22 protein-coding genes and 1 pseudogene are annotated in these 26,989 nt (G+C 63.1%); 13 read left to right on the top strand and 10 right to left on the bottom strand.

The window, feature by feature from the left end:
* Nucleotides 1–60 precede the first annotated feature (60 nt).
* Both ffh and KY494_RS21775 read left to right on the top strand, forming a co-directional pair.
* Nucleotides 61–1,428 carry a signal recognition particle protein gene (gene ffh / locus KY494_RS21780; protein WP_096237853.1) on the top strand — a complete coding sequence of 456 codons (1,368 nt, stop codon included), beginning with the start codon at nt 61–63 and terminating at the stop codon, nt 1,426–1,428.
* Nucleotides 1,429–1,864: 436 nt separating this feature from the next.
* Nucleotides 1,865–2,260 (top strand): SWIB/MDM2 domain-containing protein, encoded by a 396-nt coding sequence (locus KY494_RS21775; RefSeq protein ID WP_099762133.1) that lies wholly within the window; start codon nt 1,865–1,867, stop codon nt 2,258–2,260.
* Nucleotides 2,261–2,395: 135 nt separating this feature from the next.
* Here KY494_RS21775 and KY494_RS21770 read toward each other — a convergent pair whose 3' ends face one another.
* Together KY494_RS21770 and KY494_RS21765 are read right to left on the bottom strand one after the other, a co-directional pair.
* Nucleotides 2,396–3,022 (bottom strand): lytic transglycosylase domain-containing protein, encoded by a 627-nt coding sequence (locus KY494_RS21770; protein ID WP_219888214.1) that lies wholly within the window; start codon nt 3,020–3,022, stop codon nt 2,396–2,398.
* Nucleotides 3,019–4,758 (bottom strand): proline--tRNA ligase, encoded by a 1,740-nt coding sequence (locus KY494_RS21765; RefSeq protein ID WP_219888213.1) that lies wholly within the window; start codon nt 4,756–4,758, stop codon nt 3,019–3,021. The genes KY494_RS21770 and KY494_RS21765 overlap by 4 nt, the downstream gene beginning before the upstream one ends.
* A 204-nt stretch (nt 4,759–4,962) precedes the next feature.
* Here KY494_RS21765 and KY494_RS21760 point away from each other — a divergent pair, with 204 nt between their 5' ends.
* Complete coding sequence (locus KY494_RS21760; protein ID WP_219888212.1) at nt 4,963–5,595, top strand: RNA pyrophosphohydrolase; 633 nt, start codon at nt 4,963–4,965, stop codon at nt 5,593–5,595.
* A 99-nt stretch (nt 5,596–5,694) separates the two neighbouring features.
* Here the strand turns inward: KY494_RS21760 and mqo are convergent, their stop codons facing one another.
* Nucleotides 5,695–7,284, bottom strand: coding sequence for a malate dehydrogenase (quinone) (gene mqo, locus KY494_RS21755; RefSeq protein WP_375143381.1), 1,590 nt, complete (start codon nt 7,282–7,284; stop codon nt 5,695–5,697).
* A 442-nt stretch (nt 7,285–7,726) separates the two neighbouring features.
* Between mqo and KY494_RS21750 the strand changes: the two genes are divergently transcribed.
* Complete coding sequence (locus tag KY494_RS21750; RefSeq protein ID WP_034780276.1) at nt 7,727–8,149, top strand: DUF1841 family protein; 423 nt, start codon at nt 7,727–7,729, stop codon at nt 8,147–8,149.
* 5 nt (nt 8,150–8,154) lie between these two features.
* Here the strand turns inward: KY494_RS21750 and KY494_RS21745 are convergent, their stop codons facing one another.
* From KY494_RS21745 to nirK, 3 genes are read right to left on the bottom strand one after another with little or no spacing between them, the layout of a single operon-like run.
* Nucleotides 8,155–10,425 carry a nitric-oxide reductase large subunit gene (locus KY494_RS21745; RefSeq protein ID WP_219888211.1) on the bottom strand — a complete coding sequence of 757 codons (2,271 nt, stop codon included), beginning with the start codon at nt 10,423–10,425 and terminating at the stop codon, nt 8,155–8,157.
* 14 nt (nt 10,426–10,439) lie between these two features.
* Nucleotides 10,440–11,117: an iron-sulfur cluster repair protein YtfE gene (gene ytfE, locus KY494_RS21740; RefSeq protein WP_219888210.1), complete on the bottom strand. Its 678-nt coding sequence runs from the start codon at nt 11,115–11,117 to the stop codon at nt 10,440–10,442.
* 29 nt (nt 11,118–11,146) lie between these two features.
* Complete coding sequence (gene nirK / locus KY494_RS21735) at nt 11,147–12,631, bottom strand: copper-containing nitrite reductase (protein ID WP_219888209.1); 1,485 nt, start codon at nt 12,629–12,631, stop codon at nt 11,147–11,149.
* 150 nt (nt 12,632–12,781) lie between these two features.
* Between nirK and norR the strand changes: the two genes are divergently transcribed.
* Nucleotides 12,782–14,338, top strand: a complete 1,557-nt coding sequence (gene norR, locus KY494_RS21730) for a nitric oxide reductase transcriptional regulator NorR (RefSeq protein WP_219888208.1) — start codon at nt 12,782–12,784, stop codon at nt 14,336–14,338.
* A 12-nt stretch (nt 14,339–14,350) separates the two neighbouring features.
* On the opposite strand, the gene KY494_RS21725 is transcribed toward norR, so the two are convergent.
* Together KY494_RS21725 and KY494_RS21720 are read right to left on the bottom strand one after the other, a co-directional pair.
* Nucleotides 14,351–14,692, bottom strand: coding sequence for a cytochrome c (locus KY494_RS21725; protein ID WP_071075485.1), 342 nt, complete (start codon nt 14,690–14,692; stop codon nt 14,351–14,353).
* 11 nt (nt 14,693–14,703) lie between these two features.
* Nucleotides 14,704–15,033, bottom strand: a complete 330-nt coding sequence (locus KY494_RS21720) for a cytochrome c (protein ID WP_092796428.1) — start codon at nt 15,031–15,033, stop codon at nt 14,704–14,706.
* A gap of 233 nt (nt 15,034–15,266) precedes the next feature.
* Between KY494_RS21720 and KY494_RS21715 the strand changes: the two genes are divergently transcribed.
* The 8 genes and pseudogenes from KY494_RS21715 to KY494_RS21685 all read left to right on the top strand — a co-directional run bounded on the left by KY494_RS21715 (nt 15,267) and on the right by KY494_RS21685 (nt 24,710).
* Nucleotides 15,267–16,136 carry a MoxR family ATPase gene (locus tag KY494_RS21715; RefSeq protein ID WP_219888207.1) on the top strand — a complete coding sequence of 290 codons (870 nt, stop codon included), beginning with the start codon at nt 15,267–15,269 and terminating at the stop codon, nt 16,134–16,136.
* Between the two features lie 9 nt (nt 16,137–16,145).
* A complete protein-coding gene (locus KY494_RS21710; protein WP_219888206.1) occupies nt 16,146–16,796 on the top strand; it encodes a GNAT family N-acetyltransferase in 651 nt (216 codons plus the stop codon).
* Nucleotides 16,790–17,959 (top strand): VWA domain-containing protein, encoded by a 1,170-nt coding sequence (locus KY494_RS21705; protein WP_219888205.1) that lies wholly within the window; start codon nt 16,790–16,792, stop codon nt 17,957–17,959. Before KY494_RS21710 ends, KY494_RS21705 begins: the two co-directional genes overlap by 7 nt.
* A gap of 313 nt (nt 17,960–18,272) precedes the next feature.
* On the top strand, nt 18,273–19,460 hold the full coding sequence (locus KY494_RS21700; RefSeq protein ID WP_219132729.1) for a cation:proton antiporter: 1,188 nt from the start codon (nt 18,273–18,275) through the stop codon (nt 19,458–19,460).
* The gene (locus tag KY494_RS21695) at nt 19,461–20,591 is read left to right on the top strand and encodes a YbdK family carboxylate-amine ligase (RefSeq protein ID WP_219888204.1); all 1,131 of its coding nucleotides are present in this window, start codon (nt 19,461–19,463) and stop codon (nt 20,589–20,591) included.
* Between the two features lie 236 nt (nt 20,592–20,827).
* A pseudogene (locus KY494_RS29865) lies at nt 20,828–21,310 on the top strand (sigma-70 family RNA polymerase sigma factor); the annotation flags it as partial.
* Nucleotides 21,311–21,391: 81 nt separating this feature from the next.
* Nucleotides 21,392–22,144: a FecR family protein gene (locus KY494_RS29860; RefSeq protein ID WP_258194964.1), complete on the top strand. Its 753-nt coding sequence runs from the start codon at nt 21,392–21,394 to the stop codon at nt 22,142–22,144.
* 94 nt (nt 22,145–22,238) lie between these two features.
* Nucleotides 22,239–24,710, top strand: coding sequence for a TonB-dependent receptor (locus tag KY494_RS21685; RefSeq protein WP_219888202.1), 2,472 nt, complete (start codon nt 22,239–22,241; stop codon nt 24,708–24,710).
* Between the two features lie 13 nt (nt 24,711–24,723).
* Here the strand turns inward: KY494_RS21685 and KY494_RS21680 are convergent, their stop codons facing one another.
* Both KY494_RS21680 and KY494_RS21675 read right to left on the bottom strand, forming a co-directional pair.
* On the bottom strand, nt 24,724–25,803 hold the full coding sequence (locus KY494_RS21680; protein WP_219888201.1) for an alginate lyase family protein: 1,080 nt from the start codon (nt 25,801–25,803) through the stop codon (nt 24,724–24,726).
* On the bottom strand, nt 25,800–26,801 hold the full coding sequence (locus tag KY494_RS21675) for a gamma-glutamyl-gamma-aminobutyrate hydrolase family protein (protein WP_219888200.1): 1,002 nt from the start codon (nt 26,799–26,801) through the stop codon (nt 25,800–25,802). Before KY494_RS21675 ends, KY494_RS21680 begins: the two co-directional genes overlap by 4 nt.
* Nucleotides 26,802–26,989 lie beyond the last annotated feature (188 nt).

Below are 26,989 nucleotides of genomic sequence, written 5' to 3'. Positions count from 1 at the left end.
AATGGCGCCCATCGTCCGGCTTTCGCCGCCCACTCCCAAGCTTTTCATTGCAGGTTCATCATGCTAGATAATCTCACCCAACGGCTTGCCAAAGTCGTCAAGACCATGCGCGGCGAGGCGCGCCTGACCGAAGCGAACACCGCCGACATGCTGCGCGAAGTGCGCCTGGCGCTGCTCGAAGCCGACGTCGCCCTGCCCGCCGTGCGCGAATTCATCGCCAAAGTCAAAGAAAAAGCCATGGGCGAGGATGTCATTTCCTCGCTCACGCCAGGCCAGGCCCTGGTCGGCGTGGTGCAGCGCGAGCTGGCCGCCCTGATGGGCGCCGACCTGGGACCGGAAGCGTCGCAGATCAGCTTTGCGCAGCAACCGCCCGCCATCATCCTGATGGCCGGTCTGCAGGGCGTGGGTAAGACCACCACCGTCGGCAAGCTGGCGAAGTACCTGAAAGAAGAAAAGAAGAAGAAAGTACTGACCGTTTCGGCCGACGTGTACCGCCCTGCCGCGATCGCCCAGCTGCAATCGGTCACCGCCCAGGTGGGCGCCGACTTCTTCCCGTCCGCCAGCACGGACAAGCCGGTCGATATCGCGCTGGCCGCGCTGGATTGGGCGAAAAAGCATTACCACGACGTGCTGATCATCGATACGGCGGGTCGCCTCGGTATCGACGAAGAGATGATGCGCGAAATCGCCGCCATCCACGGCGCCGTGAAACCGATCGAAACCCTGTTTGTCGTCGACGCGATGCTGGGCCAGGACGCCATCAATACGGCGAAAGCCTTCAACGATGCGCTGCCGCTGACCGGTATCGTGCTGACCAAGCTCGATGGCGACGCGCGCGGCGGTGCCGCCCTGTCGGTGCGCCACATCACGGGCAAACCGATCAAGTTTGCCGGCGTCTCGGAAAAACTCGACGGCCTGGAAGCGTTCGACCCGACCCGCATGGCCAACCGCATCCTGGGCATGGGCGACATCCTCGCGCTGGTGGAAGAAGCGCGCAAGGGCGTCGACAGCAAGGCAGCGGCCGACCTGGCGCAAAAGATCAAGGTCGGCGGCAAGTTCGACATGAACGACTTCAAGGCGCAACTGGGGCAAATGAAGAAAATGGGCGGCATGGCCAACCTGATGGACAAGCTGCCGGCCCAGTTCCAGCAGGCGGCCGGTGGCAAGAACATGGATCAAGCCGATAAACAGGTGCGCCGCATGTGCGGCATCATCGATTCGATGACGCCGCAGGAGCGCGCCAAGCCTGAACTGATCAAGGCCACGCGCAAGCGCCGCATCGCCGCTGGCGCCGGCGTGCAGGTACAGGAAGTGAACCGCATGCTGACGCAATTCGAGCAAATGCAGACGATGATGAAGAAATTGTCGGGCGGCGGCATGATGAAGATGATGCGTTCCATGAAGGGCATGATGCCTGGCATGAGGTAGTGGAAGGCTTCAAAATCCGCTGCGCGGGGCGCCTTGCGGCCGGCGATGCTCACCGTACTAAAGTACGGTTGCGCTTCTCGGCCACAAATCATCCCCGCTCGCTGTGATTTTGAAGGCCTTTTTTACGCCGCGTATCCAAGCACAATACGCTGAAAACACTGTTATAAAATAATGCCGGATTGCATTTTCATGTGTCCAGCATCACTGTTCCCTCCCTCCGCAGTGCCCCTCCCCGCATAGCCAGCAACCATGCCCTTTACGGGTAAAAACGCCGTTCTGTGCCCCCAAGCGGTGCGCCCGGGCGACAGCATCGCCATTTCCCTGCTTTTTCCTCGTGAAAACGTGAAAAACACTTGCATACAAGGTAAATCCACACCAATATTAGCCGTGCGATTAATTGCGCAATTTCCCATGTGTTTGTTAAGGAGGCTCGAAGATGGCAACAGCCAAAAAAACCCCAGTAGCAGCGCCAGCCAAAGCAGCAGCAGCCAAGCCTGCAGCCGCCAAAAAAGCAGCACCCGCAGCCAAAGCAGCAGCTAAACCAGCAGCGGTGAAGAAAGCGGCAGCACCGGCAACACCACGCAAGCCAAACGCAGCATTCATGAAAGCAATGACGCCATCGAAAGATCTGGCCGCCGTTGTTGGCGCAGCACCACTGCCGCGCACGGAAGTGACCAAAAAGGTATGGGATTACATCAAGAAACTCGATCTGCAAGATCCGGCCAACCGCCGCATGATCAATGCGGACGACAAGCTGAAAGCTGTTTTCGGCGGCAAAGCCCAAGTCTCCATGTTTGAAATGACGAAACTGATCTCCGATCATTTGAAATAATCAGATACGCACAGGGCGTTCCGCGCCGTGTGAGTGCCCCGCCGCATGACTGCGAGCGGGGCATTTTTTTGGCTGCAAACGCCAACAATGTTGTCGGATTACGGTCTTGCAGACCTAATCCGACCTACGTCCGACCTACCCGGCCGGCTTGAATTCCCACTGGCTCCACGCCGCGCGCACCGCATTCGGATACTCGGCCCGCCCCCGGCTGCCGTTATACCGCCCCAGCGCCAGGTACAAATCCCCGCGTTCCATATCCAGGTACATGCGCAGGATCGCGCAGCCATAGCGCAAATTCGTTTGCATGTGGAACAGCTTGCTGCGGTCATGGTCGCCGATGACGCCCGTCCAGAACGGCATCACCTGCATGTAGCCGCGCGCGCCGGCCAGCGAGACGGCATATTTTCGGTAGGCCGACTCCACCTGGATCAGGCCCAGCACCAGGGCCGGCTCCAGGCCCGCGCGGCGCGCTTCGTACCAGACGGTTTCCAGGAATTCCGTGCGCAGCTGGGCGTCCGGCAGCTTGCGCTGCAGGCGTTGCGACATCTGCGCCAGCCATTGCTGGTAGCGCTGCAGTTCGATGGGGGTGGCAAATTTGGGTTGCGGCGGGCGTTCATCGCGGATCGCGTGCGACAGGGCCAGACGGACGGAGTCGGCCAGCGCCTCCTCTTTCTGGTTGCCGGCCTGCGCCGGGAAAGCGCAGGCCAGGCCGGTGGCCAGCGCGAGCGCGCCAGCCACCTTGCTTACTGATGGACGCTTCACTGCGCCATTTTGCCCTGGATGAAGGCGACGATCTCGTCCGGCGCAACACCAGTGGCTTCCGCATCGCGGCGGCCCTGGTATTCCAGCTTGCCTTCTTTCAGGCCACGCTCGCCGATGACGATGCGGTGCGGCACGCCAATCAGTTCCCAGTCAGCAAACATGGCGCCAGGGCGCAAGCCGCGGTCGTCGACGATGACATCCACGCCAGCGCCTTGCAGGGCCGCGTACAGCTTCTCCGTCTCTTCCTTGACCAGTTCGCTGCGGTCCATGCCCATCGGGCACAGCACGACCTCGAATGGCGCGATCGACGCCGGCCAGATGATGCCCTTGTCATCGAAGTTCTGTTCGATGGCGGCGCCCAGGATGCGCGTCACGCCGATGCCGTAGCAACCCATCTGCAGCGGCGCAGGCTTGCCGTTCTCGTCGAGGAAGGTGGCTTTCATGCTTTCCGAGTACGCCGTACCCAGCTGGAACACGTGGCCCACTTCGATGCCGCGCTCGATGGCGAGTGCGCCCTGGCCGTCCGGCGAAGCGTCGCCGGCGACGACATTGCGCAAGTCGGCCACGATGGCTGGCTCGGCCACGTCGCGGCCCCAATTGGCGCCCGTGTAATGGAAACCGGCCTCATTCGCGCCGCAGACGAAATCGCTCATGTGCGCGACCGTGCGATCCGCCACCACGGTGACGGGAGCTTTGGTGCCGATCGGGCCCAGGTAGCCAGGGATGGTGCCGTAGACTTCCAGGATTTCCGCTTCCGTCGAGAAACGGTGACCGGCCAGGCCGGCAACCTTGCCCACCTTGATCTCGTTCAATTCATGGTCGCCGCGCAGCAGCAGCATGAAATGCTGTTGCGTGACTTTGTCATCCTTGCCCGTCGTGTCCACCGTCAGGGCGATGGTTTTCACGGTTTGCGACAGCTCCAGGCCCAGCAAGGCGGCCACGGTTTCGCACTTGACGGTGTCCGGCGTGGCCGTTTTCGTCAGCGCCTGGGTGGCGGCCGGGCGCTCGCCCGCTGGCGGCAGCGCTTCGGCCGCTTCCATGTTGGCCGCGTAGTCGGACGTCGGGCAGTACACGAGCGCGTCTTCACCCGTGTGGGCGATGACGTGGAATTCATGCGAACCGGAACCGCCGATGGCGCCGTTGTCGGCGGCCACGGCGCGGAATTTCAGGCCGAAACGCGTGAAGATGCGCGTGTAGGCGTCAAACATGACCTTGTACGACGCTTGCATGCCGGCCAGGTCGCGGTCGAACGAATACGCGTCCTTCATGGTGAATTCGCGGCCGCGCATCAGGCCAAAGCGGGGACGGCGTTCGTCGCGGAACTTGGTCTGGATATGATAAAAGTTCAGCGGCAACTGGCGGTAGGACTTGATTTCCGTGCGCACGACGTCGGTGATGACTTCTTCCGACGTGGGCTGGATCGCGTATTCGCGGCCGTGGCGGTCTTTCACGCGCATCAGTTCGTCGCCCATCTTGGTCCAGCGGCCCGTCTCCTGCCACAGTTCAGCCGGCTGCACGAGCGGCATCAGCAGTTCAATACCGGCGGCTTTGTTCATCTCGTCACGGATGATGGCTTCCACCTTGCGGATCACGCGCAAGCCCATCGGCATGTAGGTATAGATGCCGGAACCGAGGCGTTTGATCATGCCTGCACGCATCATCAATTGGTGGCTGACGATTTCCGCGTCAGAAGGTGCATCTTTAAGTGTGGAAATAAAAAAACGGGAGGCGCGCATAACGGTGAATTCTTTTTAAAAAGAGAGGGTTATAATCAACCTAATTTTAAAGGATTAGCTGGCTGATGCGTCCATACTTTACACAAATGCGCTCAATTGGTGCGATTCCGGCGCTTTTCGCACCCCGAAAAGGTCACCGGCTTGCGAAGTTGTGGGTAATTATGTAAAAAAGGACGCTCGGTCGCAGAAAGTTTGAGGTGCATTATGCTCGACCGTGAAGGGTTTCGGCCCAACGTCGGCATCATCCTGCTAAACGCCCAGAACGAGGTGTGGTGGGGCAAGCGGGTGCGCGAGCACTCATGGCAGTTTCCGCAAGGCGGTATCAAATATGGCGAAACACCGGAACAAGCCATGTTTCGCGAACTTGAAGAGGAAATCGGACTCAGACAGGAACACGTCAAAATTGTCGGCCGCACCCGCGACTGGCTGCGCTATGAAGTGCCAGACCACTTCATCAAGCGCGAGATTCGCGGCCATTACCGTGGCCAGAAGCAGATTTGGTTTCTGCTGAGAATGTGCGCGCGCGATAACGACGTCAATCTGCGCCTGACCGACCATCCCGAGTTCGACGCCTGGCGCTGGCATGAATATTGGGTCCCGCTCGATGTCATCATTGAATTTAAACGCGATGTGTACCAGCGCGCCTTGCAGGAGCTGTCCCGCTTCCTGACCTGGCCCGTGCATGGCAACGCACAGCAAGCGCAGCGCCACACCTCGCGCTACCTGCGCCAACCCCATGCGCCACGCCCGCAGGACGGCGCGGCACTGGCCAAGCCTTGCGACGGCATTGCCGCCGAAGGGTGTACACCGGAGCTGATCTTGCCGGACAAGGGGTAGTCCACCGCAATGAACGCACTTCCCACGCAAAAGGGGCAGCCTGACCAGGCTGCCCCTTTTTACATACCGGCAGGAAACTTCCCCGCCGGTCAGGCTGATTTAATTTGCCGCAGGCGCTGCCGGCACGTCCAGCGTGATCGCTTTCAGACCCAGGATATTGCTGCTGTAATGGCGGATCTTGTTGGCCAGGGCCGGGTCATTGTTCAGCTTTTGACCGTACGACGGCACCATTTCCACCATCTTCGCCTGCCATTCCGGCGTCGCCAGACGGCTCTTGAATGCCGTTTGCAGCACCTTGATCATGATCGGCGGCGCGGTCGAGGCGCCTGGCGAGGCGCCCAGCAGGGCAACGATGCTGCCATCGGCGGCGCCGACGACTTCCGTGCCGAACTGCAGCAAGCCGCCTTTGACGGGGTCATCCTTGACGATCTGCACGCGCTGGCCAGCGTTTTGCAGGGTCCAGTCTTCCATCTTGGCGTTCGGCAAGTATTCGCGCAGGGTCTTCAGGCGGTCTTCCGGCGTGTTCATGACTTGCTCGACCAGGTATTTCGTCAGCGGAATATTGTCGTAGCCGGCTTGCAGCATCGGTTTCACATTGCCCGTGCCGATCGAGGCAGGCAGGTCGATCCAGGAACCGTTTTTCAGGAACTTCGTCGAGAAGGTGGCAAACGGACCAAACAGCAGGGCTTTCTTGCCATCGATGATGCGCGTATCGAGATGCGGCACGGACATCGGCGGCGAACCGACGGACGCCTTGCCGTACACCTTGGCCGCATGCGCCGCCACCAGTTCAGGATTGGTGGTCACCAGCCATTGGCCGCCGACCGGCACGCCGCCGTAGCCCTTGGCTTCAGGAATGCCCGATTTTTCCAGCAGCGGCAGCGAACCGCCGCCGGCACCGATGAAGACGAACTTGGCGCGCATGGTCTTCTCTTTGCCACTGTTCAAGTCTTTCACCGTCACGTTCCACACGCCATCGGCGCCGCGCTGGATGTTTTCCACCTGGTGGCGCAGGTGCAGGACCATGCCGTGACTGTCCGTCAGGTAGCTCACCAACCCGCGCGTGAGGTTGCCGAAATTGACGTCGGTACCGATCTCCATGCGCGTCGCCGCCACTTTCTGGCCCTGGTCGCGCCCTTGCATGACCAGCGGCGCCCATTGCGCGATCTGCGCCGGGTCTTCCGAGAACAGCATGCCCTTGAACAGGTTTTCCTTTTGCAGCGCGGCGTAGCGCTTCTTCAAAAAGGCAATATTGTCGTCTCCCCACACAAAGGCCATGTGCGGCACATTGTTGATGAAGGTCTGCGGGGCGCCCAGGTGCTTGTTGGCGACCTGATAGGCCCAGAATTGCTTGGAAATTTCGAATTGCTCGTTGATGGCAACGGCTTTCTTGGTCTCGATGCTGCCATCGGCCGCTTCCGGCGTGTAGTTCAGTTCGGCGAATGCCGAGTGGCCCGTGCCCGCGTTGTTCATCGCGTCCGAGCTTTCGGCGGCGACAGAATCGAGGCGCTCGACCATTTCCATCGTCAGCGACGGATCGAGTTCCTTGAGCATGCTGCCCAGGGTGGCGCTCATGGTGCCGGCGCCGATCAGCAGCACGTCGATCGGTTTTTCGGACGAGGCCGGCGGGGTCTTGTTACATGCCGCCAGGATCAGGCACGACATCAAAAGTAATAGCGATTTACGCATTCGTAACTCCATTTTTGGATACTGAAGGATGATTCTTGCGCGCCACCGGGGCGGCACCATCGCTGTGTTGAATGAAAACAGCCAGCCATCGGGAACGCCAGGGCGGCCGGACAGGTCAAGGTTGATGGTGATAGGCATGCTGCCGCGCTCCGGGACAAGCCAGGAGCGAGATCCGGTGGCAAAGGTGCGGGCAATGGAAGCACGCAATGGCAATAAAATCGCCATCGTGTCCAGAGCAAATATCAAGAGCGGCGATTTTATCACCGTTATTTGGCGCCGCCGGGCCGTGGCGGTAGTGGATAATACTTACTGCAGGGTATTAAATTGCGGTGACTATCGGGTCATGCAAGCAGGTGCCAGACGGCAAAAAGGGCATCCCCGATGCCCTTGGTTGATGTACGCGGTACAATGCCGGCTGCCCTTTAGCCATAGTCCTTCAGCCATGTTCAACCCCTCTTCCGACGATGTGCGCCGCTTCTTTTGCGAAACATTACGCAAGCACCGCGCCCATGAGATCCTCACGCCGATGGAAGCCATCGCGCTCGACTGGATCCTCGAACACCCCGAGTATGAAAACGAGCTCTCCGATGTCGAAGCGGCACTGGCGCGCGACTATTCCGTCGAAGGCGGACAAGCCAATCCTTTCCTGCACCTGTCCATGCATCTGTCGATCACGGAGCAGGTGCAGGTGGACCAGCCGCGCGGCATCCGCCCGGCCGTGCAGCAACTCACGCAGCGCCTCGATTCGGCCCATGCGGCCCAGCACGAAGTGATGGAATGCCTGGGCCAGATGATCTGGGCTTCGCAGCGTTCGGGCTTGCCGCCGGACACGGACGCGTATATCGACTGCGTGCGCAGACGTTAACCGGGCTACACCGCCTGTGGCTGCAGTACAGCTGCCTTCGGCGCCTTGCCCAGCAACCCCAGCACCACCTGCAGCGCCATGGCCACCGCGCCGACGATGAACACCACGTCGCCGAAGGTACGTATCCAGCGCAGGTTCTGCAACAGCGGCTGCTGCATGAATGCCTCGCTGCGCGCATACCACAGGCCTTCCGTCACGCTGGCGTGGAACTGGATGATGCCAATCGGCAGCAAGCTGGTAAAGAGCATCAGCACCAGGCCCGCGTTCAAGCCCCAGAACGCCGTCTTCATCAAGGCAGGGCTGAAACGGTAGTCGGGCCGCAAGTAGCGCAGCACCAGCAAGGTAAAGCCCAGCGCCAGGAAACCGTACACGCCGAACAGCGCGGCATGCGCATGCGTCGCGGTGGTGTTGAGTCCCTGGATGTAATACAGCGCCACGGGCGGGTTGATCATGAAGCCGAAGACACCGGCGCCCAGCATGTTCCAGAAGGCGACGGCGACAAAGCACATCATCGGCCAGCGCAACTGCTCCATCCACGGTGCGCGCGCTTTCAGGCGCCAGTTCTCCCAGGCCTCGTGGCCCAGCACGATCAGCGGTACCACTTCGAGCGCGCTGAAGCTCGCGCCGATGGCCATCACGGGCGTGGTGGTGCCGGAAAAGTACAGGTGGTGGAAGGTGCCGGGTATGCCGCCCAGCATGAACAGCGAGGCCGACGCCAGGCTGGCCGTCGTGGCCATGCGCACTGACACCAGGCCCAGGGTCGAGAAGATGAAGGCCAGCGCCGTGGTGGCGAACACTTCAAAGAAGCCTTCCACCCACAGGTGCACCACCCACCAGCGCCAGTACTCCATCACCGACAGGTGCGTGCGTTCGCCGTAGAACAGGCCGGCGCCATAGAACAGGCCGATGGCGCCGACGGACGCGGTCAGCAGCGCCAGCAGGTTCCTGTCGCCGCCCGGCTGGCGCAGGGCCGGCACGACGCCGCGCAGCATCAGCACGAGCCACAGCAGGATACCGACAAACTTGCCGATCTGCCACAAACGTCCCAGGTCCACATATTCATAGCCCTGGTGGCCGAGCCAGAAATTCCACTCGGGCGGCATCACTTGCGCAATCGCCAGGTAATTGCCGATAAACGAGCCGACGACGACCAGCACCAGCGCCCAGAACAGCACATCGACGCCCAGGCGCTGCCACTTGGGATCCTTGCCGCCATTGATCAGCGGTGCCAGGAACAGGCCGGCGGCCAGGAAGCCCGTGGCGATCCAGAACAGCGCGGCCTGGATATGCCAGGTGCGCGTGAGCGCATACGGGAACCAGCGCGACACGTCGATGCCGTAGAACTGCTGCCCTTCCACCGTGTAGTGCGCCGTGAAGCCGCCGATGAAGACCTGGAAGATGAACAGCGCCACCACCAGGAACAGATATTTTCCCAGTCCCCGCTGCGAGGGAGTCAGCGCAAACGTGCTCAAAGGATCGCGCGCGCCGGGCGTCGGCAGCGCTTCGTCATGGTCGCGCAAAAAGGCCCAGCCCCAGACGAGGAAGCCCACGCCGGCCAGCAGCACCACCACGCTGGCGACCGACCAGACGAGGTTTTCGCCGCTGGGCTGGTTGCCGATCAGCGGTTCATGCGGCCAGTTGTTCGTATAGGTCACTTTCTGGCCCGGACGTTCGGTGGCGGCGGCCCACGCCGTCCAGAAGAAGAACTGCGTCATCTGCGCGCGCCGCTCGGCGCTGGGCAGGGTATTTTCCTTCATCGCGAAATGCTCGCGGCTGGCGTGCAGCGCAGGCGCGTCGGAGAACAGCTGGTCGTAATAGTGCGCCGTGTTGGCGATCGCTTGCACGCGGCGCGCCGACAGGTGCAGCACTTGCGCCTCATCGACCCGGTTGGCGCGGTACTCCATCTTGAGCGCTTCGCGCAGCGCCGCCTGCGCGGGGCCGTCGAGCGCCGCGTACGCCTTGCCATGCTGCTCTTGCGCGGCCAGTTCCAGCCAGGCCGTCAGTTCGCGGTGCAGCCAGTCGGCCGTCCAGTCGGGCGCCTGGTAGGCGCCGTGGCCCCAGATGGAGCCCAGCTGCATGCCGCCCACCGATTGCCAGGCCGTCTGGCCGTCGAGGATGCCCTCGCGGTCGAACAGTTGCCGGCCATCCTGCGCCAGCACTTGCGCGGGAATCGGCGGCGCCTGCCGGTAGACTTCCGTGCCGTAGTAGCCGAGCAGCGAAAACGTCACGATCAGCACACCGATCAGGGTGAACCAGAGTTTTTTGTAGGGACCCATGGGTCTTTCCTTTGTCAGTGCACCACGGCCGGCGCAAAGCGCTCGAACAGGATATTGTTTTCAGTATGGATATGCGCCATCAGATCCTCGCGGAAGGTGCGCAAGCCCGTGTACAGCGCGCGCCAGGTGGTGCAGGCGCCGGCCGGCGCGGTGATATCGTTCGTCATCGCCTCCATCGCGCGCAGGGCCACGCCATGGTCGTCGTGCTCCATGCGCATCACGTTGATGGGTGCGCCGGCCCGGGGGCCCTGGCCGCGCACGATCATCGGGAACAGCACGTCTTCTTCCTTGCGCATATGGCTTTCCAGTTCCTGCGCCATGGCCGACAGGTGTTGCGCCAGCCCGTGCGGACAGTCGGCGCGGTCGCCATGCACCTGCTCGACCTTGCGCGCCAGGCGTATCAGCTCGGGCAACTGCTCGCGGTGCACGGCGTGGTAGCGCGCCAGGATGTGTTCCACCAGCGCGGTGGCCGGGGCGTCCTGCCAGTCACGCGCGCCGCTGGTATCAGCGCGCTCTGCCAGCAGCCGCAGTTCCGCGACGATGGGCGCCGTGTCCACGCCGGCCGCTGCGGCCGCCGCGCGCAGGGTCTTGTTGCCGCCGCAGCAGAAATCCAGGCGGTGCGCATCGAACAGGCGCGTGGCGCCAGGGATGCGGCGGGCCAGCTGGCCCAGGGATAGCTCGATCATTTCCATAACAGTTCCTTGAGGATGAATAGGTAGATTTATTGCACGGCGCCCGCGTGGTAGACGCCCGGCACGGGCTCGCCCGTCACTTCCAGCACGCCGACGGCGCCCTTGCCGGCGCGCGACAAGGCATGGTCGACCAGCAGATAGCTGCCCGGGTGCTGCACCTTGAGTTCGACGATGGTCGCGCCGCCCGGTGCCAAGAGGGTGGTTTGCACGTCGTGTTTCGGACTGCTGATGGAGCCTTCGCTATATACCTTGTCGAAAATCTCGCCGATGATGTGGAAGGACGAAATCTTGTTCGGGCCGCCCACGCCAAAATAGATGCGCACCGTCTCGCCGACCTTCGCCTGCAATTTATGCGTCTTGCTCAGGGCACCCACTTCGCCGTTGAAGACGTAGTAGTCGGGCAGCTCATTGGCCATTTTTTCCAGGTTCGGTTCCTGGTGCACGGGCGCGCCGTGCGGACGGCCCGTGTACATCTCGCCCTGCATCACGTAATACTCGCGGTCGACCTTCGACAAGCCGCCTTCCGGTTCGACGAGGATCATGCCGTACATGCCGGCCGCGATATGCTGCGGCACCAGCGGCGTGGCGCAGTGGTAGACGAACAGGCCCGGATTGAGCGCCTTGAAGGTGACCGTCTTTTCCTGCCCCGGCGCGACCTGCGTGTGCTGTCCGCCGCCATGGCCGCCCGTCACGGCGTGCAAATCAATCGAGTGGATCATCTTGCTGTCCTTCGCATTGAACAGGGTCAGTTCCACCGTGTCGCCCACCTTCGCGCGCAACATCGGGCCGGGCACTTGCCGGTTGAAGGTCCAGTACGTAAAAGTGGTGCCGTCATCGAGCTTGCCCGGCAATTCCACCGTCTCCATGCGGTACTTGAGCAACTGCGGCGCGCGCGCGCCGATGGCGACGGGCACCTGCGCCGGGTTGGCCGCCACGCTGACGGCGGACGGATCGGGACCGCGCATCGGCGACGGCGCGGGCGTGTACAAGGCCAGCGCGGCGGCCTGGCTCGATTCGCTGGCAGCGCTGCCGGCGGCGGCAGCCTTCGGTGCCCCGGCTTCGGCCAGCGATGTGCCGGTCACTTCCAGCTTGCCTTCCATGCCGATCTGGCGGTGGCCGGGGATCGAGCAGTAATAGGTGAACGTGCCGGCGCGCGTGACCTTGAAGCGCACGCTGGTGCTGCCGCTATTGGCGCTGAACTTGGCGGATGCGACGTTCAGTTCCGGGATCAGCAAATCGTGCTCGGCGCCTTCGCCGCTTTTCAGCACCAGTTCCACCGTGTCGCCCACCTTGGCCGCCAGCACGGGGTTGACCTGGCCCTTGGCGTCGATGAAGACCATCTTGCCGTCGACGATATTGGTTTGCAGTTCATAGCGCTTGAGCGTCGCCGGCGCGGCTTTGGCCGCAGTGGCGGCGGCGCTGGCCGGCAGGCTCGCCTGGGCTTGCACGGACAGGGGCATGGCCAGGACGCAGACGGCAGCGGCGATGGCGCGGAGGGAGGGGGTCGTTTTCATCAGGCTTTCCTTGGTCTTGTATGCCGGTTCGGCACACTTATCTAGGCAAACCGTGTGCCAGGAAAAACTTGTTTTAAATCAACGATTTGAAAAATGCAGGGTCGCTATGACCCTTGTTTGCCGTGGTTCGTTGTACCCTGCGTGGTACTTATGACCACCACTGCCATCCACCTGCTGTTACTCACCGACCTGGTCGCCGACCTGCCCGTGGTCGTGCGCCTGCAGCGCCTGGTGGGCAGCCTGCGCGCGCACTTCGGCTGCGAGGCCGTGGCCTTGCTCAAGCTCGATGGCGAGCACCTGCGCCCTGTGGCGATGGCCGGCCTGGCCAGCGACGCGCTGGGACGCCGCTTCGCCATCGCCGACCATCCGCGCCTGGCCGCCATCCTGCAGCGGCGCGGCGTGCTGTGCTTCCATCACGACAGCTCCCTGCCCGATCCTTACGATGGTCTGATCGCCGAGCGGGCCGGCGAGCCGCTGCCCGTGCACGACTGCATGGGCATGGCGCTGGACCTGGAAGGTGAACGCTGGGGCGTGATCACGCTCGACGCGCTGCGGGTGGGCACCTTCGATACGCAAGCGCAGCGCGACCTGGGCGAACTGGCCTGCGCCATCGAGGCGGCCGTGCGCGTGACCCGCCTGGAGACGGAAATCCGCGCCCTGCGCCTGTCGGGCGGCGCCATGCTCGCCGATGCGCAGGCGCCGCGCGAGGAACACGACTTCGTCGGCCAGAGCAGCGCCATCACGCAGCTGCTGCACGAGCTGCAGGTGGTCGCCGAATCGGACCTGCCCGTGCTGTTGCTGGGAGAGACGGGCGTCGGCAAGGAATTGTGCGCGCACCGCCTGCACCGCTTGTCGCGCCGCGCGGGCAAGCCCCTGATCCACGTCAATTGCGCGGCCTTGCCCGAGTCCCTGGCCGAAAGCGAATTATTCGGCCATGTGCGCGGTGCGTTTTCCGGTGCCGTCAGCGACCGGCCTGGCCGCTTCGAGGCGGCCGAGGGGGGCACCCTGTTTCTCGATGAAGTGGGCGAATTGCCGCTATCGATACAGGCCAAGCTGCTGCGCACCCTGCAAAATGGTGAAATCCAGCGCCTGGGCGCGGACCGGCCACGCCGGGTCAACGTGCGCGTGATCGCCGCCACCAACCGCAGCCTGCGCGAGCATGTGCGCGACGGCACGTTCCGCGCCGACCTGTATCACCGTTTATCGGTCTATCCCGTGCCGATTCCGCCGCTGCGCGAGCGGGGCAATGACGTGTTGCTGCTGGCCGGTGGTTTCCTGGAACTGAACCGCGCGCGCCTGGGCTTGCGCAGCCTGCGCCTGTCCGCCGCGGCGGAAAACGCCTTATGCCATTACCGCTGGCCGGGCAATGTGCGCGAACTCGAACATGTGATCAGCCGGGCCGCGCTGAAAGCGGTGATCCGCGGCGCGGACCGCAAAGAGATAGTAACGCTGGAAACGGATATGCTCGACCTCGATGCGCTGGAAGCGCCGGCCGGCACGGATGCGCTGCCGCCAGTGCCAGGCGCGTGCGGCACGCCGGCGGCGCCGCTGCTGTCGATGCATCAGATCGTCGAAGCGAGCCAGCGCCAGGCCATCCGGCAAGCGCTGGCCCTGCATCAGGATAACTGGGCCGCCGCCGCGCGCCATCTGGGGCTGGACGCCAGCAATTTACATAAGCTGGCGCGCCGGGTGGGGCTGAAAGCCTGAGCCGGGTAAAGCTCAGCGGTGGATCACCAGGGTGGTTGGCAGGCTGTGCAGGTAGGCGGCCAGGTCCTTGATGTCCTGGTTGCTCAGCGGTTTCACCTGGCCCGTCATGATGGCGTTGTTGCGGCCGTTGGCCTTGTCGCCCCGTTTATATGCCGTCAAGGCGTGTTCCAGGTAATCCTTGTGCTGGCCCGCCAGTTTCGGGTACGACGGGTCGATGGGCGAACCGTAATCCTTGCCGTGGCAGGTGGCGCAGCTGTATTTTTCGGCCAGGGCCTTGCCCGTGTTGATATTGCCGGCGGCACTGGCGCCGAACGAGACGGTGGCGCAAACGAGGGCGGCGAGTAGTGTTTTCATCTGGCTGATCCTCAGTTCGGCTTGGCTTGTTGCGCATAATACGCGGCGACATCGGCGATATCCTGATCCGACAGGCTGCTGGCAATGCCCTTCATGCTGGGGTGCTTGCGATCGCCCTTCTTGTAGGCCTGCAGCGCATTTTCGATATATTTTGCCGGCTGGCCGCCGATCATCGGCACCTGGAACACTTCGGGGAAGGTCGCCTTGTAACCGGGGATGCCGTGGCAACCGATACACATTTCCACCTTGGCAGTCGCTGCCTTGGCGTTTCCTACAATGTCAGCCGCTGTGACGGCATTTGCTATGCCGGCAAGCACGAGAAGTGCAAATATTTTTTTCATAGTGGCAATGTGAACAAAGGTAATCGGAGAAACGCCAGAGCTGGTTTTTTTTGATCTTATGTGTTGACAATTAAGGTTGACAATTAATCTGCTGCTTGCCGATTCTAGCCAAGATATTCTTGCAAGTCCACCTATAAAACCCGCATTGTAGGCAGGCGGGCACAGGCCGTCCGCGTGGCGGTGCGCCACAGTTCTGTTTATACTCACCGTTTCCCCACTTTGGCAGACCGCTCATGCAAGCACAGCACCCCCAGCAAGGCCAACGCTTCGAAGGTTCCGACAGCTATGTCGCCACCGCCGACCTGAAACTGGCCGTGAATGCGGCGCTGACCCTGCAACGCCCGCTGCTGATCAAGGGCGAGCCGGGCACGGGCAAGACCATGCTGGCCGAGGAAGTGGCGGCCGCGCTGAACATGCCGCTGATGCAATGGCATATCAAATCGACCACCAAGGCGCAGCAGGGCCTGTACGAATACGACGCCGTGTCGCGCCTGCGCGATTCGCAGCTGGGCGACGAGCGCGTGCGCGACATCCAGAACTACATCGTCAAGGGCGTGCTGTGGCAGGCGTTCACGGCGCCCGAACCGGTGGTGCTGCTGATCGACGAGATCGACAAGGCCGATATCGAATTCCCGAACGACCTGCTGCGCGAACTGGACCGCATGGAATTCTATGTCTACGAAACGCGCGAAATGGTCACGGCGCGCCATCGTCCGCTGGTCATCATCACCTCGAACAACGAGAAGGAATTGCCGGATGCCTTCTTGCGCCGCTGCTTCTTCCATTACATCAAATTCCCGGACAAGGACACGATGGAGCAGATCGTCGCCGTCCACTACCCGCACCTGAAACAGGAATTGCTGGCGCAGGCGCTGCAAACCTTCTATGAAGTGCGCGACGTGCCGGGCCTGAAGAAAAAACCGTCGACGTCGGAATTTCTCGACTGGCTCAAGCTCCTGCTGGCCGAAGACATCCCTGCCGAGGCGCTGCGCAGCAAGGATAATAAAGCCGTCGTGCCGCCGCTGCACGGCGCGCTGCTGAAAAACGAGCAGGACGTGCACCTGTTCGAGCGCCTGATGTTCATGTCGCGCACCAACCGCTAAGGAGCGCCGGTGAACGACATCAGCCCCGACAAGGTCTTCGTCCCCCTGGAACTGCACGGCATCCGCCTCGAAGCGCTGGCGCCGCACCACGCGCCCGGCTTGCGCGCGGCGGCCACGGATGGCGAACTGTGGAATCTGCGCGTTACCTCCGTGCCCGAACCGGAGCAGGTGGAGCAGTATATTTTCAAGGGCATCGAGATGCGCCCCGCGCGCTTCGCCTTTGCCGTCATCGACGTGGCCAGCGGCGAGGTAATCGGCACCACCAGCTACCACGACGTGGTGCCCGAAATCAAACGCCTGGAAATCGGCTACACCTGGTATGCGCAGCGCTGCCAGCGCAGCCACGTCAACACCACCTGCAAATTGCTGCTGCTGGCGCACGCCTTCGATACCCTCGGCTGCGCGCTGGTGGGTCTGCGCACCGACAATTTCAACCATGCCTCGCAGGCGGCCATCGAGCGCCTGGGCGCGAAAAAGGACGGCGTGCTGCGCCACCATGCGCTGCGCCGCGACGGCACCGTGCGCGACACCGTCATGTACAGCATCACGCGCGGCGAGTGGCCGGAAATTGCCGCCCATCTGCGCTACAAGCTGGCGCAGCGCCCCATCGCCGCACTGCCTCCCGCAGGACACGCAGGAACACAGGCATCGCCATGCTGATCGATTTCTTCTTCACACTCAAGGATGCGAAGATTCCCGTCTCGATCAAGGAATTTCTGACCCTGCTTGAAGCGCTGCAAAAGAACGTCATCGACGCCTCGATGGACGATTTTTACTATCTGGCGCGCCTGACCCTGGTCAAGGATGAAGCCCATTTCGACAAGTTCGACCGCGCGTTTGCGCAGTACTTCAAGGGCGTCAATGCGGCCTTCGACACGAACGCGGCGATTCCGCTCGACTGGCTGCTGAAACGCATGCAGCGCGAACTGTCCGAGGAGCAGAAGGCGCAGCTGGAAAAATTCGGCTACGACAAGCTGATGGACCGCCTGAACGAGCTGCTGAAGGAGCAGAAGGAGCGCCACGAGGGCGGCAGCAAGTGGATCGGCACGGGCGGCACCTCGCCATTCGGCAATGGCGGCACGAATCCGGAAGGCATCCGCATCGGCGGCAAGGGCGGCAGCCGCACGGCGGTGAAAGTGTGGGAAGCGCGCAGCTACAAGGATTACGACACCGAGCGCGAACTGGGCACGCGCAACATCAAGGTGGCCTTGCGCCGCCTGCGCAAGTTCGCGCGCGAAGGCGCGGAAGACGAACTGGCGCTCGACGCCACCATCGCCGCCACAGCGAACAACGCGGGTTATCTGGACATCCGGATGCGGCCCGAGCGCAAGAACCGCATCAAGGTGCTGATGCTGTTCGACGTGGGCGGCAGCATGGACGACCATATCGAACGCACCGAGGAACTGTTCTCGGCGGCGAAGACGGAATTCAAGAACATGGAATTCTTTTACTTCCATAACTGCGTCTACGACACCCTGTGGAAGAACAACCGGCGCCGCAACGCCGAGCGCTTCCCCACCTGGGACGTGCTGCGCAAATACCCGCCCGACACCAAGCTGATTTTTGTCGGCGACGCCACCATGAGCCCCTATGAAATCCTGCAACCGGGCGGCAGCGTCGAATACAACAACGAAGAAGCGGGATCGACGTGGCTGGCGCGCTTTACCCAGGCGTTCCCGAAGTTCATCTGGCTCAATCCCGAGGCGGAGGGATTGTGGCAGTACCGCCAGTCGATCGGCGTGATGCGTCAATTGATGAACAACCGCATGTTCCCCCTGTCGATCGACGGGCTGGAATGGGGCATGCGTCTGCTCAGTAAATAAAGTCGCGCAACAAAAAGTCCATGGCGGCATGCCGCCGCCATGCCGTACACTGCGGTACAAAACTACCGTGCGGAGCATCTCCGCTGCGGGCGGGTACCATACGCTGACACCAGCCCTGCCCCACCCTGCTGCATCCCGTGCGCGGCCGCCATGGCCGCGACACTGTTCGATTGCGCACATCGTGCGCGCCTTCTGCTCCGGTAGAATCGGCGCATCGCTCTGCGCAAACCATGCACCATCGCTGCACCACGACATTGCCGCGCCAGCCTCCGTGCTGCCGGCCGGTACCAGCGCCATTTTCAAAGGAATGAGCATGCAAAGTCTGATCTCGATCGCCGCCGACCTGTCCTGGCCGTTCGCCATTACCCTGGCCTGGGTAGTGGGCGAATTCGGTCACCGCTGGACGGGTCTGCCGCGCATCAGTTTTTACGGCGTGATCGGTTTCGTCCTGGCGCAGACGCAGGTAGGCGTGCTGCCGCAGACGGACGCCGGCCCCATGCTGGTGCTGGCCGACGTGGCCTTCGGCCTGATCCTGTTCGAGGTGGGCTACCGCATCAACCTGCGCTGGCTGAAGAACAACCCGTGGATCGCCGTCACGGGCCTGGTCGAATCCCTGCTGACCTTTGCCGTCGTCTACTTCATCGGCATCGAATTCGGCAGCACCTCGATGACGGCGCTGCTGCTGGCGTCCCTGGCCATGTCCACCTCGCCGGCCACCATCATGCGCGTCATCAACGAGGAACGCAGCTCGGGCCAGGTGACGGAACGCATCGTCCACCTCACCGCCCTCAACTGCGTGCTGGCCGTCTTCACGTTCAACATCATCGTCGGTTTCTGGATGTTCCAGAGCTCCACCGACCTGATCGAGGCAAGCAGCAGCAGCGCCGCCGTGCTGGCCGCCTCGGTGGGCGCCGGCACCGTCTTTGGCATCGTCGTGCCGGCCATGCTGCGCCGCCTGGGCAACATGGCGCAGGATGCCACCGTCGCCTTCGCGCTGTCGGTGATGCTGCTCGTCGCCCTGACCTACACCACCAGCCTGTCGCCGCTGCTGGCCACCCTCACCTTCGGCCTGGTGGCCCGCCACCGCCGCGTGGCCTTCAGCCAGGCGCAGCGCAATTTCGGCGCATTGGGCGAGCTGCTGACGGTGCTGCTGTTCGTGTATGCCGCCTCGACCCTGGAATGGGCCAGCGTGACGGCCGGCGCGGGCCTGGCCCTGGCCGTCGTCGGCGGACGATTGCTGACGAAAGTCGCCGGCGTGGCCGCGTTCTCGCATGTGAGCGGCATTTCCTGGCGCAAGGGTGTGCTGACGGGCGTGGCACTGACGCCCGTCTCCGTCTTCATCATCCTGCTGCTCGAACACGCGCGCCAGCACGGCGTGAACTTCGGCGACGAATTGAACGCCCTGGCCGCCATCACCCTGGGCCTGGAACTGATCGGCCCCGTGCTGGTGCAGCGCGTGCTGATGCTGGCCAAAGAAACCCACGAAATCAAGGAGCGCTAAATGCCGCTGGAACCCTTTGGCCAATCGGCCGCGCTGACCTTCGGCGTCGAACTCGAACTGCAACTGGTGAACCTGTCGGACTACGACTTGACGGCCGCCAGCCCCGACCTGCTGCATCTGCTGAACAAAAAACCGTTCCCCGGCAACGTCACGCCGGAAATCACCGAGAGCATGATCGAGATCAACTCGAGCGTGCACACGCACCACGGCCCCCTGCTGGAGCAGCTGCAGGAAATCCGCGACACCTTGATCACGGCCGGCGACAAGCTCAATATCGGCATCGCGGGCGGCGGCACGCACCCGTTCCAGCAATGGTCGTCGCAAAAGATCTTTTCCAAGCCCCGCTTCCAGGAGATTTCGGAACTGTACGGCTACCTGGCCAAGCAGTTCACCATCTTCGGCCAGCACGTGCACATCGGCTGCGCCTCGGGCGACGACGCCATGTTCCTGCTGCATTCGCTGAACCGCTACATCCCCCACTTCATCGCCCTGTCGGCTTCCTCGCCCTATGTGCAGGGCCGCGATACCCTGTTCGATTCGGCCCGTTTGAACTCCGTGTTCGCCTTTCCCATGAGCGGACGCGCGCCGTTTACGCTGAGCTGGGAGCAGTTCTCCAACGAGTATTTCGCCAAGATGGAGAACACGGGCATCATCAAGAGCATGAAGGATTTTTACTGGGATATCCGTCCCAAGCCGGAATTTGGCACCATCGAACTGCGCGTGTGCGACACGCCGCTGACGGTGGAGCGGGCCGCCGCGCTGGCCGCCTACCTGCAGGCCCTGTGCCGCTACCTGCTCGAACGCAAGGAGGTGCCACCAGTGGAAGACGATTATCTCGTATATAACTACAACCGCTTCCAGGCCTGCCGCTTCGGCCTCGATGGCGCCATCACGCATCCGAAAACCTACGAAACGATGTCGCTGCGCGAAGACATCATGACCACCCTGCGCAAGATGGAACCGCACGCCGAGGCGATGGGCAGCACGCCGGCCCTGAAACACCTGTCGGACGTGGCCAAGCAATGGAGCGACGCGCAATACCTGCGCAAGCAGCACAGCCTGCAGGGCAGCGCCGAGGGCATGGTCGATTCGGCGATCCGCTGCTTCCGTGGCGAACCGATGAACTATTGACGCTGCACAGCATGAAAACGTAGGTCGGATTAGCGGCGTAGCCGCGTAATCCGACAGCACCACCGGCCGGGCCAACAATGTTGTCGGATTACGGTCCTTCGGACCTAATCCGACCTACCCGCTCCTCAACCCAAAAAACCACACCCCATCTCCCCGTCATTTACAGCCGCCTCCCCCGCTTGTTACAATAAGTGAGAATGATTCTTATTATTGTTTAAAAATGCAAAGGGAATGCGATGCCGCTGGCAGAGCCGCTACAACGCCAGGACATCGCGACACTGTATGCCGACCACCACGGCTGGCTGCAGGGCTGGTTGCGTAAAAAACTCGGCAGCACGGCCTGCGCGGCCGATGTGGCGCAGGACACCTTCATGCGCCTGCTCGACCGCGAAGACGCCGTCGCCGCGCGCGAGCCGCGCGCCTTGCTCGCCACCGTGGCGCAGCGCGTGCTGTTCAACCATTACCGTCGCCAGAAACTGGAACAGGCCTACCTCGATGTGCTGGCGCAGCTGCCACCCTCGCATGCGCCATCGCCCGAGGAACGCGCGCTGCTGCTGGCCACCGTGTCTGAACTGGACCGCATGCTCGACGGCTTGCCGCCCCCCGTCAAACGGGCCTTCCTGCTGCGCCAGCTCGACGAACTGCCGCAGGAAGACATCGCGCGCCAGCTCGGCATCTCGTTGGCGACAGTAAAACGCCATCTGCAGCGGGCCGGCAGCGCCACGCAGGCGTGGCAACAGCTGCAAACGCAGCATGAACACCTGCCGCCCGCGGCGCACGCGAGCCTGCTGCGCGCCTGCGTGCAAGCCAACACCCCGCGCCGCCATGCCGTCAAGACCCTGGCCCTGCTGCTGGCCTGCGGCGCCTCGCTGTATGCATTCGAACGCCGCAGCCCCTGGCGCAGCTGGACGGCCGACTACCGCACGGGCGTCAACCAGCGCCGCGTCGTGACCCTTGATGACGGCACGCAGCTCACGCTCAACACCAGCAGCGCCGTGAATGTCGTTTACAACGGCGCGCAGCGCCGTATTGAACTGCTGGCCGGTGAAATCTTCATCGCCACCGGCAAGGATGCGGCACAACGACCGTTCTTCGTCGGCACGCCGCATGGCAGCCTGCAGGCGCTGGGCACGCGCTTCACCGTGCGCCTGCACCAGCAATACGCCAGCGCCGGCGTGCTCGAAGGGGCCGTCGCCGTGCTGGCCGGCGATGGCGCACAGCGCCTGGTGCTGCATCCCGGCGAAGGCGCGCATTTCGACGGCACGAACTGCCACCGCCAGGCGCTTGCGCCGTATGGCGGCGCATGGCTCGATGGCATGCTGGTGGCGCGCGACATGCGCCTGGCCGATTTCCTCGCCGAGCTGTCGCGCTACAGCGACCATCCGCTGGGCTGTACGCCCGCCGTCGCCAGCCTGCGCGTGTCCGGTTCCTACCCGCTGGCCGATGTGGGCGCCATCCTCGACGCCGTCAGCGCCAGCCTGCAACTGCGGCGCAATACCGTCACGCGCTTCTGGGGCCATCAAGTCGTCAGGATCGAACTGGCGGCGCGCTGAATATATTTTCTGCAAAGTGAGCTGTTTCAGCGTGCTCGCGTGACTTGGTAGACAGGTAGTCTCCATCTTGCGCATCCACGAAAGGTTTTATTCCATGCACCACGCTTCGCGTTCCCTCCTTACCCGCACCGTCCTGGCCTGCGCCCTGTCGCAGATCGGCATGGCCCTGGCCCTGCCGGCGCCAGCGCTGGCACAAAGCCAGCAAGTGCGCGTCTATGGCATCCCGGCCGGCGCGCTCGGTGACGTGCTGACGCGCTTCGGCAGCGACAGCGCCATTCTATTGTCGTTCTCCAGCGAGGCCACGCAAGGCTTGCGCAGCACCGGCCTGCAAGGCAGCTACAGCTTGCAGGAGGGCTTCCGCGTGCTGCTGGCCGGCAGCGGCCTGCAAGCCGTGCCGCAATCGAATGGCGGCTACCTGCTGCAAAAGATCCCCGCCAGCGCCAGCGCACCCACGGCGGACAGCCGCGGCGTGGCCGTCATGAGCGGCGTCACCGTAGTGGCGGCGGCCGAGCGCAGCGCCGCCACCAGCGGCACGGACAGCTACACGGGCGGGCCAGCCAGCGGCGCCACGGGCCTGGTCCTGACGCAGCGCGAAACGCCACAGTCGCTGACCATCGTCACGCGCCAGCAGATGGATGACCACAACAGCAACGCTGTCTCCGACGTCATGAAAAACGTCAATGGCGTGAGCGTGCAAAACTATGACAGCGACCGCTGGAGCTTCCAGGCGCGCGGCTTTGCCGTCACCAATTTCCAGTACGACGGCGTGTCGGCCATCTATGACGGCGTGTACGACTGGGGCACGACCAACAGCGACATGGCCATCTATGACCGCATCGAAGTACTGAAGGGCGCGACGGGCTTGATGAGCGGCTCGGGCGACCCGTCGGCCACCGTCAACATGGTGCGCAAGCGCCCCACCGCCAGCTTCGAGGGTTCGGCCACCCTGGGCGCGGGATCGTGGGACAACTACCGCGGCGAAGCCGATATCTCCGGCCCCCTGAACGAAAGCCGCACGGTACGCGGCCGCCTGGTGGGCGCCTACCAGGACAAGCACTCGTACCTGGACCGCTACAAGCAGCAAAAATCCGTCGCCTACGGCATCATCGAGGCGGACCTGACACCTGTCACCCTGCTGACGGCCGGCTTCACGCACCAGGATTACAAGCCGCGCGGCTCGACCTGGACGGGCTTCCCCGTGCTGTTTTCCGATGGCAGCTGCACGGATTTCCCCACTTCGTGGAATCCGGCCACCGACTGGAGCCGCCGCGACATGCGGAACACCACGCTGTTCACGTCGCTCGAACATAGCTTCGCCAACGAGTGGAAACTGAAATTGAGCGCCAACCAGCTGCGCAGCAAGCATGACAGCGTGCTCGGTTCTGCCAGCGGCGGCAATCCCGATCCTGTCACAGGCGCAGGCACGTTTTTCTTCATGGGCAAATACAAGGGCGACCGCCGCCAGAGCACCGTCAACGTCGACGCCAGCGGCCCATTTACGGCCTTCGGCCGTCGGCATGAAGCGATGATCGGCTACTCCCATTCCAGCGCGAAGCAGGATGGCCCCGTCTACGAATCGGTCTATCCGCCCCTGGACGGCAGTTACTTTGACTGGCGCGGCCAGTATGCGGAACCCGCTTTTACCCGCCTGGGCAACGACAACGACAGCACGCGCCAGAGCGGCCTGTATGGCGCCGTGCGCCTGCGGCCAGCCGATGCCTTGTCCCTTATCGTCGGCGCGCGCGTCAGCAACTACAAGCAGGAGCAGGAGCGCAGCTTCTTCGCCCCCAAGACCGCGCGCATCACCTCGCGCATCGAGGAAAATAACGTCATCACGCCGTATGCGGGCGTCGTGTATGACCTCGACAAGACCTATTCCGTGTTCGGCAGCTACACCATCATCTTCGCGCCGCAGAGCAACCGCGACGTGAACCGCAACTTTCTGTCGCCCGTGCGCGGCAAGGGTGTTGAAGCAGGCGTGAAGGCAGAATATTTGGATGGCAAGGTCAATGCCAGCGCGTCCCTGTTCCAGATCCGTCAAAGCAACGTGGCCAGCTCTGTGGGCGAAGTCAACGGCGAAGAAGCGTATACAGCCATCGACGGCGTCACCAGCCGCGGCGTGGAAATGGAGGTGACGGGCGAAGTGATGAAGGATGTGAAGCTGAGCGCCGGCTATACCTACACCCACGTGCGCGACGCGGATGGCAAGGATGTCTTTTCCACCATGCTGCAAACGACGCAGCCGGCCCACCTGGTGCGTGTACAGGGCACATGGCGCCTGCCGGCCAGCCTGGACAAGCTGACCGTCGGTGGCGGCATCAACTGGCAAAGCAGCTACTACGGCAATATCTGGAACCCCGCCATCGTGGACTATTCGCGCATCAAGCAGGGCAGCTATGCGCTGGTCAACCTGATGGCGCGCTACGAAATCAGCAAGAACGTCACGGCCAGCCTCAACGTGAACAACCTGCTCGACAAGAAGTACTTCACGGGACTGGGCCTGTTCCAGACGGGCTTCTACGGCGAACCGCGCAATGTGATGTTCACCGTGCGCACGAAGTTTTAACGCGAAGTTCTGACTAAGTTCCGTACAGCGCCAGCGCCCAGGCTGGCGGGCGCAACTCCAGCGCCAGCGGCAGGTAAGCGGGGTCGAAGCGCGCCGCCAGCAGGTACACATTGGCGGCGCCCCTGGGCTCCCAATTCCCCGTAAATCCTTTTTCGCCGGCCGCCACGCGCTTGCGGTCGAAGGGCACGGCGCTTTTCGCGAATTCCTCGTGCGTCTTTCTGCCCTGCGCATACGGCGCCAGCCAGGCCAGCGCCTCGGCTAGGCGCCGAGCTTCCGGCGCGCCATACCAGTCGTCGCCATGCGCCTGCGCCATCAGGGCCGTCGTCAACAACGGCTCCAGGCTGTAGGTGGTGTAATGCAGGGCGTCGCGCTGCTCGAAGTCGAAGGGCACGCCGCCGGCGCCGATATTGCGCGGCACGTGCGCCAGGAAGCGCTCCTTCGCGCGCGCGATCAGCAAGGCGTCGCCCGTGACATACGCGGCGGCCGTGCCGATCTTGATGCGGTGGCTATGCCAGTTGTTGCGCGCCGTGGACGGGCCGCCCACCTTGACGGGATCACTCAGATACCCGTGCGCCAGGGTGCGGCAAAACGCCTGTACCTGCTCGCGCTCGACGCCGCTCAAGCGCTCCTGTACCAGATCAAAGCCCATCAGCAGGCTGGCCAGCTCCGTCTCGTCGACAGGGCTGAACGAGGGTGCATAGCTGCCGCTCCAGGCCAGCAGCAGCTGACGCGCCGCTTCGAAATGCGGCATTTCTCCCGACAAGCGCCAGGCCAGCGCCTGCAGGCGCGCCTGGCGCCAGTCTTCCTGCGCCTGCTGGCTGGTCTCGCGTCCGCCTTCTCCCTTCAGCAAGCCGCCCGTGCGCACTTCGGCCATCAGGTGCACGGGCCGCGCCGCATCCTTGCGCGCCGCCTTGACCACCTGCTCGGCAATGGCCGGCGCCACCCGCGCCTTGAGCGTGCGGGCGCGCGCAGCGGACGTCAGCGCAAACGGCAGCGCCCCCTCATGCGGGCGCGGCGCCGCGCGCAAGCCGGCCAGGGGCAGCGCCAGCAGGCCGGCCAGCAAGGTGCGCCGGCGGATCAGATGCGTACTCAAAACCGCGTCTCCCGCGCCGCGCGCAAAAAATTATCAAGGATGGGGGTGCAATCGAGCAGTTCGACGCCGCCCGCCGAATGGAATTCCGGGTGCCACTGCAAGCCCATGACGAAGCGCGCCCGCTGGTAGCGGATGGCTTCGACGATATTGTCGCCCTGCGAATACGCTTCCACGGTGATATCGCGCCCCAGGTCCTTGACCGACTGGTGGTGGATGGAATTGACGAGCGCCTCGCCCGTCTTCGGAAACATGCCCGCCAGCGACGAGCCTTTCGGGAAGACGATGGTATGGCGGTGGCGGTCATACAGGTCGTTGACGTGAGAAGTCGCGCCTGCCACGTCCGAGGCGATGTCCTGGTACAGGGTGCCGCCAAAGCCCACGTTGATCAGTTGGCAGCCGCGGCAAATACCCAGCACGGGTTTGCCCGCATCGACGAATTCGTGCAGCAGTTCCAGTTCGTACAGGTCGCGCGCGCGGTCGCCGCTCCATTCGGGCCGCGTGGCCGCCTCGGAATACGTCTGCGGCGAGACGTCGGCGCCGCCCTGCAGCACCAGGCCATCGAGGTGGCGCGCATAGTGGCGCAAGGTGATATTGCTCGGGTGTAGCTGGCCACTGGTATTGACGGTCGGGATCATGAACACCAGCACGTCGCGCGACATGACCCACTGCGCGATGGACTCTTCCAGGTATTGCAGGTTCTTGCTGCGCAGGCCAGTGGCGCCCGGCTCCGGGTGAAAAATGCGCGCCGAGATGCCGATGCGCAGGGTGCGCCGCATGAAGTCGCGGCTGGCCTTGTCGCGCATGGAGCGGTAGCGCGACGAGATCACGCGCCAGGCCAGCGCCAGCGGCGTGTCGTTATCCTTCAGGTAACGGGGCGCCGCATCGCGCGCGCGGTGCTCATCATCGGGCGCCCGGCGGCCCACGCGGTCAGGCCTTGACGGCGCTGGCGCCGCGGAATCGGTGAAAGGGGGATGCTGTGGATCTTTTTCGTCTGACATGGCAAGGCTGACTGAAGGCGGAGACGCTTTCAATATAAACCCCTGCCTCCCAAAGCACGATTCAATTTTGTAACAAAAGCACAGGCGCGGCGCATCCACGCAACACGCCGGCTGTAAAACTGCATACAGTCCGTTTACACCAAAGGCCCGGCTTTTTAGAGAATCTTTACGCCCCCGCTGCTAATCTT

The sequence above is a fragment of the Janthinobacterium sp. PAMC25594 genome, assembly GCF_019443505.1.
Taxonomy (GTDB): domain Bacteria; phylum Pseudomonadota; class Gammaproteobacteria; order Burkholderiales; family Burkholderiaceae_D; genus Janthinobacterium.
Note: the sequence above shows the minus strand (reverse complement) of the source record. Positions and strands in the feature narration are given on the sequence as shown.

Coding starts and splice junctions, on each gene's coding strand:
- ffh (WP_096237853.1), top strand. CDS start 61: ATGCTAGATAATCTCACCCAACGGCTTGCCAAAGTCGTCAAGACCATG.
- KY494_RS21775 (WP_099762133.1), top strand. CDS start 1,865: ATGGCAACAGCCAAAAAAACCCCAGTAGCAGCGCCAGCCAAAGCAGCA.
- KY494_RS21765 (WP_219888213.1), bottom strand. CDS start 4,758: ATGCGCGCCTCCCGTTTTTTTATTTCCACACTTAAAGATGCACCTTCT.
- KY494_RS21760 (WP_219888212.1), top strand. CDS start 4,963: ATGCTCGACCGTGAAGGGTTTCGGCCCAACGTCGGCATCATCCTGCTA.
- mqo (WP_375143381.1), bottom strand. CDS start 7,284: ATGCGTAAATCGCTATTACTTTTGATGTCGTGCCTGATCCTGGCGGCA.
- KY494_RS21750 (WP_034780276.1), top strand. CDS start 7,727: ATGTTCAACCCCTCTTCCGACGATGTGCGCCGCTTCTTTTGCGAAACA.
- KY494_RS21745 (WP_219888211.1), bottom strand. CDS start 10,425: ATGGGTCCCTACAAAAAACTCTGGTTCACCCTGATCGGTGTGCTGATC.
- ytfE (WP_219888210.1), bottom strand. CDS start 11,117: ATGGAAATGATCGAGCTATCCCTGGGCCAGCTGGCCCGCCGCATCCCT.
- nirK (WP_219888209.1), bottom strand. CDS start 12,631: ATGAAAACGACCCCCTCCCTCCGCGCCATCGCCGCTGCCGTCTGCGTC.
- norR (WP_219888208.1), top strand. CDS start 12,782: ATGACCACCACTGCCATCCACCTGCTGTTACTCACCGACCTGGTCGCC.
- KY494_RS21725 (WP_071075485.1), bottom strand. CDS start 14,692: ATGAAAACACTACTCGCCGCCCTCGTTTGCGCCACCGTCTCGTTCGGC.
- KY494_RS21720 (WP_092796428.1), bottom strand. CDS start 15,033: ATGAAAAAAATATTTGCACTTCTCGTGCTTGCCGGCATAGCAAATGCC.
- KY494_RS21715 (WP_219888207.1), top strand. CDS start 15,267: ATGCAAGCACAGCACCCCCAGCAAGGCCAACGCTTCGAAGGTTCCGAC.
- KY494_RS21705 (WP_219888205.1), top strand. CDS start 16,790: ATGCTGATCGATTTCTTCTTCACACTCAAGGATGCGAAGATTCCCGTC.
- KY494_RS21700 (WP_219132729.1), top strand. CDS start 18,273: ATGCAAAGTCTGATCTCGATCGCCGCCGACCTGTCCTGGCCGTTCGCC.
- KY494_RS21695 (WP_219888204.1), top strand. CDS start 19,461: ATGCCGCTGGAACCCTTTGGCCAATCGGCCGCGCTGACCTTCGGCGTC.
- KY494_RS21685 (WP_219888202.1), top strand. CDS start 22,239: ATGCACCACGCTTCGCGTTCCCTCCTTACCCGCACCGTCCTGGCCTGC.
- KY494_RS21675 (WP_219888200.1), bottom strand. CDS start 26,801: ATGTCAGACGAAAAAGATCCACAGCATCCCCCTTTCACCGATTCCGCG.